This window comes from Massilia forsythiae (assembly GCF_012849555.1).
Lineage (GTDB): Bacteria > Pseudomonadota > Gammaproteobacteria > Burkholderiales > Burkholderiaceae_D > Telluria > Telluria forsythiae.
In genome coordinates this window covers 43,522-57,017 of the sequence record NZ_CP051686.1, presented here as the reverse complement: position 1 = coordinate 57,017, position 13,496 = coordinate 43,522, and the positions used below count along the sequence as shown (strand labels likewise).

Annotated in this window: 9 protein-coding genes; all 9 read left to right on the top strand. The window is 62.9% G+C overall.

Features of this window, described 5'->3' with window-relative positions; translation table 11 throughout:
- Window positions 1-35: 35 nt before the first annotated feature.
- The 9 genes from HH212_RS26590 to HH212_RS26550 all read left to right on the top strand — a co-directional run bounded on the left by HH212_RS26590 (window position 36) and on the right by HH212_RS26550 (window position 13,437).
- Complete coding sequence (locus HH212_RS26590) at window positions 36-752, top strand: 2OG-Fe(II) oxygenase family protein (RefSeq protein WP_170205749.1); 717 nt, start codon at window positions 36-38, stop codon at window positions 750-752.
- Window positions 753-768: 16 nt separating this feature from the next.
- On the top strand, window positions 769-1,596 hold the full coding sequence (locus tag HH212_RS26585; protein WP_170205748.1) for a hypothetical protein: 828 nt from the start codon (window positions 769-771) through the stop codon (window positions 1,594-1,596).
- 71 nt (window positions 1,597-1,667) lie between these two features.
- The gene (locus HH212_RS26580; RefSeq protein WP_229217794.1) at window positions 1,668-2,912 is read left to right on the top strand and encodes a hypothetical protein; all 1,245 of its coding nucleotides are present in this window, start codon (window positions 1,668-1,670) and stop codon (window positions 2,910-2,912) included.
- Between the two features lie 51 nt (window positions 2,913-2,963).
- Window positions 2,964-4,154 carry a hypothetical protein gene (locus HH212_RS26575; RefSeq protein WP_170205747.1) on the top strand — a complete coding sequence of 397 codons (1,191 nt, stop codon included), beginning with the start codon at window positions 2,964-2,966 and terminating at the stop codon, window positions 4,152-4,154.
- Window positions 4,155-4,216: 62 nt separating this feature from the next.
- On the top strand, window positions 4,217-6,127 hold the full coding sequence (locus tag HH212_RS26570; RefSeq protein ID WP_170205746.1) for a non-ribosomal peptide synthetase: 1,911 nt from the start codon (window positions 4,217-4,219) through the stop codon (window positions 6,125-6,127).
- Entirely contained in the window at window positions 6,124-10,248 is a 4,125-nt protein-coding gene (locus tag HH212_RS26565) for a non-ribosomal peptide synthetase (RefSeq protein ID WP_170205745.1), read from the top strand. The genes HH212_RS26570 and HH212_RS26565 overlap by 4 nt, the downstream gene beginning before the upstream one ends.
- Window positions 10,241-10,750 (top strand): gamma-glutamylcyclotransferase family protein, encoded by a 510-nt coding sequence (locus tag HH212_RS26560; protein WP_170205744.1) that lies wholly within the window; start codon window positions 10,241-10,243, stop codon window positions 10,748-10,750. The genes HH212_RS26565 and HH212_RS26560 overlap by 8 nt, the downstream gene beginning before the upstream one ends.
- Window positions 10,738-12,198 carry an MFS transporter gene (locus tag HH212_RS26555; RefSeq protein ID WP_170205743.1) on the top strand — a complete coding sequence of 487 codons (1,461 nt, stop codon included), beginning with the start codon at window positions 10,738-10,740 and terminating at the stop codon, window positions 12,196-12,198. Before HH212_RS26560 ends, HH212_RS26555 begins: the two co-directional genes overlap by 13 nt.
- A gap of 159 nt (window positions 12,199-12,357) precedes the next feature.
- Window positions 12,358-13,437: an HlyD family secretion protein gene (locus HH212_RS26550; RefSeq protein WP_170205742.1), complete on the top strand. Its 1,080-nt coding sequence runs from the start codon at window positions 12,358-12,360 to the stop codon at window positions 13,435-13,437.
- Window positions 13,438-13,496: the final 59 nt, after the last annotated feature.

The following is a 13,496-nucleotide window of genomic DNA, read 5'->3' as shown; positions in this document are numbered from 1 at the left end:
CTAAGAATGTAATCAGACGGTCAGAAAGGTAAGTCATGCAAGAAATTTCTTACGAAAACAGCAGTAACGATACCAAGGCGGGTGTGCTGGAAAACGAATCCCTGATCGAGCAATTCGTCCAGGAACTCTGCCAAAACGGCGCCGTGGTTCTCGACGACCGGAGCGGATTCTTCAGTGATGAAGAATGGGCGGCCCTGGAAACCTTCGGTCTGCTGAGCGGCTTGCCTTACGAAACCGTGGACGTGGGCGATGCCGGCGAACCCAACAAGGTCGAAGTCGGCCGCCTGATGACCGACGTCGAGCAGCCGCTGGTGGTCAACGAATCGATCTCGAAGAAGATGCTCAAGATTATCTGTGCGCCGAGCCGTCTCAAGTTCATGGAAAACCTCCTTGGCATTTCGCCGCTGTCCGTCCGTCGCGCGCAGATCAACAAGATGCACGCCGGCTCGTTCATCGGCCGCCACGTCGATCAGGACAGCAACCCCGACTACGAGGTGTCGATCGTGCTGCAGTTTGGCCGCGCATTCGACGGTGGCGAATTCATCATCCAGCTGCCGGACGGGAGCCAGAACGTGATCGTTCCGACATTCCGCTCGATCACGATCACACGCTGCGATTTCGCACACGAAGTGCGGCCCGTACTGGCCGGCACTCGCACTTCGCTCGTGTATTTCGTATCCCGCCACGCCGGTCTGAACCGGCGCTATCTCAGTGAAGCCGCCGTGGGCAGCTCCGCATCCACCATGGCGTAACCCGGGGTAGACGGTCATGTTCCAAGAAATTTCGAAATTTGAACCCAACATCAAGCAATTCTGCAAATACCATCTGGCGTACCACAACAGCGCCCGCCCGCTCGGCATCGAGAAGGGGGCGGTCGTGACCGCCGATCTGGCCGAGGTCCTGCCAGAATTCAATGTCAGGCAGTATTTCTCGACGCAGCCGAACATCTTCGTCGACTATGACCACTTGGTCACCGCCTACGACAGCGGTTCGGGTAAGGCGATCGGGCTGCTGGGCGCGCGGTGGCTGGGGAGCGCGGAATGCCGCTTCCTCTACCTGTGGACCGCGATGATCGGCGACTCGCACCGCAACAGCATGCTGTTCAACCGGATCGTCGCGTACTTTTTCGAGAAAGTGGCCATGCACTGCGCCGACGGCGCGCTGCCTGAACTCATCGTCACGAAAACCTACAACCCGGTTGTCTACAGCATCTTCAAGTCGTACGCGCTCGCCAGCGGCGCGACGATCGATGTGTATCCGATAGTGCCGGCCGCGGCGCAGGATGAAGAAATGGTCGAGCTCGCCAAACGCATCGCCACCGCGATCAGTCCGAAGCTCGTACTGCAAACGGAGACCGGCGTCGTGCCAGGAGGGCAGGCGATGGTCGCGCCCGACTTCTTCCCGCGCATGGAGGAATCGAAGGACGCGGACGTCAATCGTCACTTCCAGACGCACCTAACCCGCTCCGACCAGGTGTTGTGCATTCTCCGGATCGACGACCGGATGCGCAAGAACGCGCTACAGCTGGTCGCGTCCCGCAAGCACGCCGCGCCCGCCGTCGCGGACCGGGCGACCAGTGCCGCTTTGCCGGCCTAGCGGAACGCGCCGCGAACACGCAAGGCTGACAGCATCGTTTCGTAACGCTTCTTCATTCAACGACCATGAACATGGATGGCATCGATTTTTCCAGCAAACGGTCTCGCTACGGCTACCGGAAGGACGTACGCAAGACATACGGCCATCTGCCATTCCAGCCATTCTGGACATGGGTTACCGGGAAATCCCTGTGGGATGGGAATCCCAAGCTGGCGCGCGAGACTTGGCTGACGGAATGGCAGTTGTGGTGCCAGATCGCCTGGTCCTGGGCAGTGACGATCACATCGGTGACCGTGGGCTCGGCGGTCTATCATTCCCAGCTGAGCCTATGGGCCAAGGTGCCCGTGTATATTGTCGTGTGGGTCCTCGTGGTCAATCGGACGCGCGGGCTTCTGCACACTTTCCACTATACGAATCACGGCGCGTCGCTGGCTGACATGAAGCGGGCCAAATGGATCGGAACCTTTTTCATGTCGATCCCGATCCTGCACACGTCCTGGCGCAATTATCACCAGTTGCACGCAGAAACGCATCACAGTCGACATGACCTTTGCACCGACCGCGACCCCGATCAGCAATTCATGACGGCCCATGGTTTCTACCGCGGCATGCCAGAATGGGATTACTGGACGAGGCTAGTCTATGCGCCGCTGCTGCCCAGGAACCTGTGGGCGCACTTTTGGTTCCGCATCGAGCAGAATTTCATCAAGCCGGAGCGCAAGGAAATCGTGTTCCGGGCCGTGTACTGGGCGGTGTTCTTCACGCTGGCGATACGCTTCCAGGTCGGCACCGAGCTTGCCTTGTTCTTCTTCTTTCCCTTGATTTTGCTGACCCAGCATTCGTCTTGGATCCAGCATACCACCGAGCACCTGTGGTTCCCGGACTGCCCGGAAGGCACCTCGCCATTCGTCGCTATCGGTGCGCTGACGTGGGGGCGTTTTCTTGGGCGCCCGCACCCCGGGAACGGACGTGGCTTGAACCATGCATGGAAGCTCGTCAAATGGTGGGCCCTTCTATTCCTCATCGATATCCCGATCCGGATCTATTCGTTCATGCAAGACTTGCCGAGCCACGATTTCCACCACCGCGCGCCGCGGGTGAACTTCTGGCGGATCGCCCAGGAACGCTCGGCCAACGAGGGATTGCCATCGAAATACGGACCGATGACTGAGACCTGGGGCATCTGGGAATCCTGGCTGATCTTGCGCGATCACCTGTGTCGCGGCCAGCACGATCCCTTCAATATCTATCAGTGGGATCGCCAGCATCGCGAGGCCGCCAATTTGCTCCTGGATGAGCGAAAACGAGTCGCATAGCGAATACGCGGTATCCAGCGAATTATTTCAGCCCAAACGAGACTCTAAGATATGCGTAAAGGACAAGCCAAGGCCATTATCAAGGCGTATTCGCTCCCTCCGACCGACCTCAGCCGGCAAATGTTGAAAGCGATCGCCAGCGGAGATTTCAATAGCGTTGAGCTCCTGCCGGAGGAATTGCGGGATCGTGCCTTCAAGATCCACAAGGGATACCGGGAGAAAGTCGGCGCCGCGACCGAGGAAATCAAGTACCGCAATTTGCCGTACTACTTTCTCATCAAGGACATGTACCCGCATTTCAACTGGGTCGAAACCGGCAACCAGATTCAAGTCGAGACCTATTTCCGCGGCTTCAAGCCAAACCTGCTTTCGTATCTTCTGGAACTGATCCCGAAGAATGAAATCGCCAGCAGCGCGCGCCTGGCCCGGATGGGCTCGGAAGGCATCAACATCAATGGGATCGAACAATGCCAGTGCGTGTTCCGGCAGGAGGACGTGTGCCCGCTGTCGGACACCGACATCGCCAACCTGGAACGGTGGATCGCCAAGGGCCTGAGCGGCGCGCCGCTCACGATCGTGTCGCCGGTTTGCCCGGACTATTCGGCCACCAAGGGCGAGACCAGGAAGTACCGGTTCACGTTCGAGAGCGTTGGCACTGGCGTCGGGCTGTCATGCGGACGGATATTCGAATCCCTGGCCGCGTTGCGCCGCCTGTTCGCCGACCTCGGCCTGACCAACGTCACGCATCACATGTACGTCGGCGACTTCGAGGCATTCAACGCCGAGAACGCCAAGCGCGTCGGGCTGAGCACCGCGGCATTCGTCGAACGCAACCGGGGCTCGTGCGCGTCGATCGCCGCCACGGCGCCGGCGCCGGTGATCACCGGCCTGTTCACCGACCTGTGTGGCGGCCGCATGGGCTGGGAGCGCGAGTACGCCGGCATGCGTCAGCGCTTCGAGGCCCTCGAATTCGGTCCGATCAGGGGCAATCCGAAGTACCTCGAGATCGCCGAGTCGCGCAAGGCCTTGTACCGGCGCTGGTTCGACGTCGACGACAGTTCCGACGACTTCTTCGAAAGCCTGGTCGTCAGCCAGGGCATCGAGTACGCGACGATGGGCAAGATCATCGGCGAGCGCTTCGAGAACCCTCTGATACTCGGTGCGGACCATTACAAGATGGGACAGTTCTATGCATCGGCGGCGCCCCTGCCAATCATCTACCTCGACAGGAATTACCAGTAAGCCGGCCGCGACGCCGCCCGTACCATCGAACTCGACACCGAATTTGCTTTCATTTTGCTCTCATGAACTTTCTGAATCTGCGTCCTCGACTCAAGACGTTTGCCGATCGCCATATCCACTACCTCGACGAGAGCCAAGTCGCGCGGCAGATATCATTTCCCGACTTCGCGGACAAGGCCGAGGCGTTGATTGAGCGTCTGCGCGCCGCCGGAGTCCAGCCCGGCTGGCGGGTCGGAATGGTCGCGCCGAATTGCCGCGACTGGCTGGTATGGGACCTGGCGCTCATGGAACTCGGCTGTACCGTCGTCGCCTTCCCGGACGACATGGTACAGGAGCAGGGCGTCAAGCTGTTCGAAAGCTATGACCTGTCTCTGATCGTGCTCGCGCGGGACGGAGTGCCAAGCGCATTGCGCGCCCATCCGAACACGGCGTGGATCGATATGCTTGGCACCGGACGGATTGAATGGCGCACGCGCTCGGGGCGCGTCCCGTTTCCGGTCGATGACGTGTGCGCGCTGGCGTTCTCGTCCGGCGTTTCCGGGACCCCGAAGTGCCTCATGATCAACCGCCGCGGCATCGAATGGGACGTCGAGCATTTCGTGCCCTCGTTCCGGACACTGGAGGACGATCGCCTGCTGCTGTTCCTGCCGCTGACGCATCAGCAGCAGCGCCTTCTGGCTTATGCGGCCTATTGGCACGGCACCTCGATTGCCCTGACCCCGCCCGAAGCCTTGTTCCCTGCGTTGGAAAAGCTGAAGCCGACACTGTGCCTGGCACCGCCCCTGCTGTATGAAAGCATCCACGAACGCTTCATGGCCGCGCTCGATGATATGGCGCCCGGCAAGCGCCGGCTGGTCGGCGCACTGCGCACGGTGGCCAAGGCGCTGCCCGGCTTCGTCGGTACGCCGGTACGCAAGCTGTTGTTCCAGCGGATCTACGCGACGCTGGGAGGGAGGATGCGGCTCATGATTACCGGCATGGCGCCGATCAAGCGCGCCGCCCTAGACTTCTTCGAGGAGCTCGGCATCGACCTCTACGAGGCTTATGGCCTGACGGAGACGGGCGTAATCGCGGCGAATACACCGGCCGGAAAGCGCCTGGGCGCCGTCGGCAAGCCGGTCGAGGGATCGATCATCACTCTGGGCGAGGGCGGCGAGGTAATGGTCCAGCGTAGCCAGTACGCGTCGTTCGGTTACCTGCATCCGGACGGGAGCACAGAGCTATTCCCGGTCGGCGCGCCCATGGCGACCGGCGACATCGGCAAGTTCGACCAGGACGGCTACCTGTACTTGCTGGGGCGGAAAAAGGAAATTATCATCACGTCGCAAGGGCACAAGATCCATCCGGAGAGAATCGAGACCTTGTTGAACGCCCACGCGGAGGTCGGCAAGGCGGTTGTCGTTGGCAACCAGCACAAGCAGCTGGTGGCGCTGATCTCCCTGCGCAGGGCCGCGACGCCGCAGGTCGAGCAAGCGCTGGGCGCGTGGCTCGCGGCGATCAATAGCCGCCTGCGGGACGCCGAACAGATCGGGAAATTCGTACTCACCGACGTCCAGTTCTCCGTGGCGAACGGATTGCTCACGCGTAGCCTAAAACTGAATCGGCGCGCGATCGAAAAGCGCTTTTCGATGGAATTGTTCGGGATGTCGAGCGTGGATGAGCAGCCATTGAGCGAAGAGGAGATCCGCAGCGTCGATCCGGATCTCCTCCAGCTGGTCAAGGCGACCTGGGAGGCGATACTGGAGCGAAGCAATCTCCCGCTCAAGGAGAATTTCTTCGCGCTGGGAGGAGATTCCCTGTGCGCGATGCGCATCATTGCGCACCTGCAAGAAAAAACCGGCACCGGGATCTCCGTGCGCGAACTGTTCCAGGACCCGACGATCCTTGGCGTGGCGCGCTGCCTGTCCAACGAGCGCGACGCCCTGCCCGCCGAGGAGACGCTGCTCCTTGGCGCCGAGGAGGGTGCGATATGACGGAGATCGTGGCGTTGTTCGACGAACTGACGGCAGACGGCGTTTCGTTTTGGCTGGAAAATGGAGAGCTCAGGTTCCGTGCGCCGACCAGCGTGATGAGCAAGGAACGAATTGAGCTAATTCGCCGCCACAAGGCGGAAGCGATCGCGCACCTCATGGCGCAGGTTGGCGACGGTGCGCTGGCGACGGCAGCGTTGGGGACGCCGTTGAGCCTTGCCCAAGAACGCCTGTGGCTGGTCGAACAGACGGTGGACCTGGGCGCCGCGTATAACATGGCGGGGAGCGTGTACCTGAATGGCTGCCTGGACGTTGATGCCCTGGAAAGGAGCTTCCAGGCCATCGCGCAGCGCCACGACGTGTTGCGCACGCGCTTCGTACTGCAAGGCGGCGAGATGCGCCAGGTCGTGGACGCCACCGCATCCGTCGCACTTGAGCGTGTCGACCTGTCGCACATCGCGCCCGGCGAGCGCGCGGCCCACGCGCGACGCCTGGCGGCGGCAAAGGCTGGCGAACCGTTCCGGATCGATGGCGGCGCGCTGCTGCGCCTGTGGCTGTTCGCGTTGCACGAGAACCAGCATATCCTGCTCATCTCGATGCACCATGCGATCTCGGACGGCTGGTCGATTGCCGTGCTGGTAAGGGAACTCGTCGTCCTGTACCAAGCGTTCGTCGCGGGGGAACGGTCCCCGCTGGCGCCATTGCCGATCCAGTACCGCGATTATGCGGTGTGGCAGCGCAAGCGCCTGAGCGAGGATTTTCTGCGCGAGCACATGGCCTACTGGGAGCGGCAACTCGCCGGGTGCCCGGAGGCGACGGAGCTGCCGCTCGACCATCCGCGTCCAGCGCTCGCCAGCCATCGGGGCGACGAGGTCGGGTTCGCGGTTTCGGAGCAGACCTGCCGCAGCTTGCGCGCGCTCGTCCAGAGCGAGGGCACGACATTGTTCGCCGGGCTCATGGCGGCGCTCAACGTGTTGCTGCACCGGTGGTCGGGGCAAACCGACCTGGTGGTCGGTTCCCCGGTCGCCGGCCGTACGCACCGCCAGACCGAAGACCTGATAGGCCTGTTCGTCAACATGCTGCCGCTACGGGCACGGGTGTCTCCGGACCAACCGTTCCGCGCATTCCTGCGCGACGTTGCCGAGACGGCGCTAGCGGCCTACGCGCACCAGGAAGTGCCCTTCGATCGCCTTGTCGAGGTTGCGAAATGCCAGCGTACCATGGCGCGCCAGCCGCTCTTCCAAGTGGCGCTGGTCCTCGAGAATATGCCGCAGGCAACGCTGACGCTGCACGGCCTGACGTTGCGGGAGCAGCGCATCTGCACTCACACGTCGAAGTTCGGCCTGACCTTCTTCCTGCGCGAGGCGGACGGCGGATTGCAGGCGTATGCCGAGTATGCAACCGACCTGTACGACCGAGTGACGATTGAGAGGCTGGTCTCGAATTTCCAGGAATTGTTGAAGAGTATCGTCGCGCAGCCCGACTGCGCCGTGAGCCGGCTGCAGGTTATGACGCCGGACGAGATCGCATTGCAGCTGGAGCGCTGGAACGATACCTCGACACCGTATCCGGCCTGCTGCATCCATGACCTGATCGGCGCGCAGGCGGCGCGCACGCCGGATAGGGTCGCCCTGATTCACGCTGAGCAGGAGCTCGACTACGCGGTGCTGGAGGCGAGCGCCAACCGGTTGGCGCGGCACCTTGAGGGCCAGGGCGTCGCCCGCGGGAGCATCGTCGGGGTCTGCATCGAGCGCACGCCGGACATGCTGATCGCCATGCTGGCCATCATGAAAGCGGGCGCAGCCTACCTGCCGCTCGACCCCAACTACCCGGGCGAGCGCCTGCGCTACATGCTGGACGACGCCGGCGCCGCCCTGGTGGTGACGCACACGGCGCTGCGGGACAAGCTACCTGACAGCTTGCGCGTTCTGTGCCTCGACGCCCAGGCCGCCGCCATCGCGAGCCAGCCGGCGAGCGCGCCGGCGGGCGGCGCCACGCCCGAAGACCGTGCCTATATCATCTATACCTCCGGCTCGACCGGGCGGCCCAAGGGGATCGATCTGACGCATCGTGGGGCGGTCGCCTTCCTGAGCTGGGCGATCGACGCTTTCCAGCCCGACGAGATGGCTTGCGTGGTGGCCGCCACGTCGATGTGTTTCGACCTGTCTGTTTTCGAACTGTTCGGGCCGCTGTGCCGCGGCGGCAGCGTCCTGCTCGCGAACAACCCGATCGACCTGCCGCCGGAAGCGGCGCGCGCCACCATGCTCAATACGGTGCCGTCGGCGCTGGCGGAATTGCTGCGCAGCGGCGCTATACCGCCCTCGGTCAAGGTCGTCAACGTGGCCGGCGAGCCGCTGTCGCCGCAGCTCGTCACCGACATCCATACACGCACCGCGGTGCGTAAGGTCTACAACCTGTACGGTCCGTCGGAAGACACCACGTATTCAACCTTCGCCCTGGTGCCGCCGTACGCGGAACGCGCCCTGATCGGCCGGCCGATCTCGAACACCCGCGTGTATGTGCTAGATGCGCACCTGCAGCCATTGCCGGTTGGCGCAATCGGCGAGCTGTACATCGGCGGGGCCGGCCTGGCGCGCGGATACTTGGGCAAGCCCGAATTGACGGCCCAACGCTTCATCCCGAGTCCATTCGCGCCCGGCGACCGGTTGTACCGGACCGGCGACCTAGTCCGCTACCTGCCGGACGGAAACCTAGACTACATCGGACGTATCGACCACCAGGTAAAGCTGCGCGGATTCCGCGTCGAGCTGGGCGAAGTCGAAGCCGTCCTGGAACGCCACGCGCGGGTCCAGCAGGTGTGCGCGCTGGTGCGGGAGGACCCGCGCGGCGACAAGCGGATCGTCGCTTATGTCGCCTGCGCCGGCGCAGTGACAACCCAGGAACTGCAGCGCCACATGAAGCAGGCTTTGCCCGACTACATGGTGCCGTCCGCCCTGGTCGTGCTGGAAACCCTGCCATTGACGCCCAACGGAAAGATTGACCGCAACGCCATGCCTCAGCCTGACACCTGGGGTCGGTCCGAGTCTGCCTACGCGGCCCCATCCACGTCCATGGAGCACGCCTTAGCCGAAGCGTGGCGGGACATCCTGCAGTTGAAGCAAGTGGGCATCCACGACAATTTCTTCGAACTCGGGGGGCATTCGCTGCTGGTGGTCAAACTGGTGAATATGATTGCGGCGCGGCTCGGCCGGCAGGTCCCGATCTCGTCCTTCTTCGGCGCACCCACCGTCGCCTCGCTGGCCGCGGCGCTGGCGGAGGATGGCACGGGACCTTGGCCGAGGCCGGGCGCTGGCGGCATCGTCCGCTTGCGCGCGGCGGACGGCGGCACGCCGCTTTTCCTGATTCACCCAATCGGCGGCCACTTGCTGGGCTACCGTGACCTCGTCCAGGCACTGGAGCACGCCGGACCGGTCTACGGCCTGCAGCGGTCGGAGATTGCCGGCGCGGATGCGCCAAGATTTCTGTCGATCCCGGACCTGGCCGAGCTTTACCTCGAACAGATCCTGCGCGTTCAGACGCATGGGGACTATCTGCTGTGCGGCTGGTCCTTCGGCGGCATCGTCGCCCTCGGCATCGCCGAGCGCTTGCAGGCGCGGGGCAAGCGGGTTCGCTACGTGGGGCTGGTCGATTCCGTGCTGCCGCTGGCAGAAATCGACCGGCTGCGCCCGATGCGACTGGAGGCCTGGGCTAAACGCGGCGTGCGCGAAAGCCTGCCGGAACTGCCGGTCGACGTGGTGGCGCTCGCGGAAAAGGTCGTGATCGGCGACGTCGAACAGATCCCGGGGCGGTTGGGTGATGCCGACAATGACTTTTTCCGGCAACTCTACTTGGCCAACTTCTGGGCACTGTGCACGTTCATGCCTGAGGTCGGCATTCCCCACGTCCATTTGTACTATGCGACCGCTTCGACGCGGCGCCCGGAATTCGACGCTTCCCGCAGCTGCCTGTCGGCGCTGTACGGTGTAGCGGCGGCAACCCTGCTGGAGGGCGACCACTACTCGATCCTGAAAGCGCCGGGCGTGGCGGCGCTGGCCACAGCGATCGACGCCGATCTGGCGGCGGCGGGAGTCCTACAGAGCGCGAAGGAAGTGCGCTATGGCTAGCGCCGACACCGCCGGGGATGGCGCGCAGCCTGCGACGCAGGTCTTATTCTATGGATTGAACATGGATGCCGGCGTGCTCGCGCAGAAAGGCGTGCATTGCACGCGCTTGCTGCCGGCACGCTTGGACGGACACGCGGTCGTAGTCAGGGACAAGGCCATCCTGTCGCCCCAACCGGGAGCTTGCGCCTACGGCACCGTCGCTTCACTCCGCGCCGCCGATCTCGACAAGCTGTACGCCGCCCTGTCGGAGTATGGGTCAGTGCGGATGGTCGTTTATCCATTCGACGCCGCCGATCCGGATGGACGGCGCGGCGAGCCGATCCACGCCTTGGCGATGGTGCGCACGCCTGCCAGGCTGGAGGCGGACGTGGATGCACATTACCTGGCGCGCTGGCAGCTCATCATGGCGCGCCTGCACCTGCCGTTTCCGGACGCATTCGACCGGAACATGTTCGAACGCGGCCCCGGTCGAATGCCTGGATTGGCCGCATGCGTTTATTAGCCGCCTATCTCATCTTGCTGGTGCACGTGATGGACACTTCCATTGCCAATGTGGCGCTGCTGTCGGTCACCAACAATCTGATGATCGACGCGTACGACGGCTACTGGATGATCACTGCCTTCGGGGTCGGCATGGCCACCGCCATCCCGTTCGTGCCGCGTGTAGTCGATTGGCTCGGCGCAGCGACGACGCTGACGCTGGTACTGGGCCTGTCGATCCTGTCGATCGCGTTGTGCGGCGTGGCGGATTCGTTCGCGCTGCTGGTGTTGTCACGCCTGTTGCAAGGCGTGACATCCGGCGGTGTAGCCCTACTGATGCAAAAGCTGATGATGAACTATGCCGGACCGGAACGGCGCGCATACGCGCTCGCCCTGTGGACCAGCGCCATCACTATCTCGCCAGTGTTCGGGCCGTTCATAGGCGCCTTCGTGATCAGTTTTTTAGACTGGCATTGGTTGTTCCTAGGGCAGGTGCCGATCCTGGTCGGCGCGGCGATGGTGATCCACGATGAATTCGCGCTGACACCCTCAAATCCGGAAAAGGCCCCGAGCCTGGTCTCGCTATGCTGCTTCGGCGGCGCGATGCTATGCATGGAAATGGTGCTACGCGAGATTCTGACCACCGAGTACCGGGCACCCTGGGCGCCGCTGCCATGGGCCGGCGGCACGATCGTCCTGCTCGCGCAGAGCTGGCTGCGCCAACGGCGCACCAAGTCCACACTGTTCGATTGGCAGCTGTTGCGTAACAGCGCTTACCTCAGCTACATGCTCAGCGCTTCCATACTGAGTGCGATCACGCTGTGCACTTCCGTGGTCTACACGATGTGGTTGCAAGTGGTCCTCCAACTCGGCGTGTTAGACGTTGCCAAGGTGCTGGCCGCCGGCAGCCTGATCGCCGGTGGCTTGACGGCGCTGATCGGCTGCATCAAGAACAAGCGGTGGCTGCCGCTGATTGTCACGGCCGGCATGGCGTGCCAGATCACGTCGTTCTTCCTGGTGACACGCCTGACTACCGAAGTGTCGCTATCGGACCTGGCGTTGCCGCGCATCGTGGCCGGGTTCGGCGTGGCCTTGTGTTCGCCGCTGGGTTATCTGTCGGTGTCGGAACTGGAGGCCAACCGGGTGCTGGCGGCGAACTCCCTCGGTATGTTTGTGCGGACGATGTGCGCCAATATCCTAGTGCCGTTCGGTTCGGAAGGACTCGGGCGCCTGGCACTGCTGGTCGGCGCCCTGGCGCTGGCCGATGGTTTCGGCGTGCGGCACGATGGCGCGTACGACCTTGGCATGGCGCGCCAGTTGCACGGGGTCCTGGCGACCTTGAGCGCGACCGTCGCGCTGCATGTCATCTACTGGATCGCCATCGCGGTCCAATGCCTGCTCCTGCTCCTCCTGCTGCGGCGCAACGTATGGCACCTGGTCGTGTCGCGCACGGGTAGGCTCGCGCAGTGACGGCGTTCCGCTGGCACTTAAGATCATTTCGTAGGCAAATCGTTTTATCAGGATGGGTAGATGAGGATTCGTAGGAAAAGCCTGTTGTTAGTACTTATATTCGGCGCACTACTGGCGATCGTTGGATATGCGTTGCTCGGGGCGTCGAACGATCTCAAGTTGGACAACGCCTTCGTCGACGGCCGGGTGATCCATCTAACCTCGCCGGTCGCCGGCAAGGTAGAGGCGGTCAACCTTGCGAGGTTCAGCGTCACCCGCAGTGGCGAGACTGCGTTCTTGATCAATCACCAGACGGCGGCCGCCAAGGTAACCTCGGCGGAAGACGCCGTGCGCGCCGCATTCTCGGAAGCCGGACAAGTCTGCATGCAGCTGGGCAGCCAGGTGGAGAAGGTCAAGCTGACCGACTTGACGATTAACCTGGCGAAGGACAAAGCCGACAACCTACAGAAGCTGTTCGAGCGCGGTTTCGTCTCGAAGCGCCAGGTCGACGAACAACGTTACGAGGAAGAAAAGGCGCGCATCTCGAGCGAGATGGAAAGGCTGGAACAGAAACGGCTTGCGATGGATGTCAACCGAACGGTGCCCGGATCGGCCGGGATGACACAGGCTATCGTCCAGCTCAGGCAAGCGTTGATCGACCAGCATCACAGCAAGATCAAGGTTAACCACGAGGTCTTCACCCAGGAGGTTCACGTCCTGCCCGGCCAATGGGTCGACTCGGGCGCGCTGCTTGCGACCGTGATCCCAGTCGAAACGATGCGCGTCCAGGCCAACCTGATCGAGTCGCAGATCAACCGGGTCTGGATCGGGCAGCCGGTCAGCATCCGTATCGACGGCATGGGTAAGGACCAGGTCGTGCGGGGGCACGTCGAAGCGATAGTGCCCGCCACGGCGGCCACTTTTTCGGCGGTGCAAAGGAACACGGCCGACTCCACCTGGATCAAGGTAGCCCAGCGGATTCCGATCCTGATCCGCATCGACGATCCGGTCCAGGCGGCCAACGTCCACATTGGCCAATCGGCGGAGGTGGTGTTCCTGTCCAGCGGCGGCGCGCACGCGGCGCCGCCGGCCGCGTCGCAGGCCCAGGCGCAGGCGCCGCAAGCGCCGCCAACGCCGGCCGCGGACGATGAGGCCGACCTCGAGCACGAAGTCAGGCTGCGCGTCGACAAGGAGCGCGAGAAGGTCGCCCGCCGCCTGAACCTGCCGCCGTTCTGTCGCCTTTTCAGCCTGAACGGATAGGGTCGCCACGGTGTCGGCGCTGACAGCGAAGCAGCATCAATATAAGGAGTAATTCAATC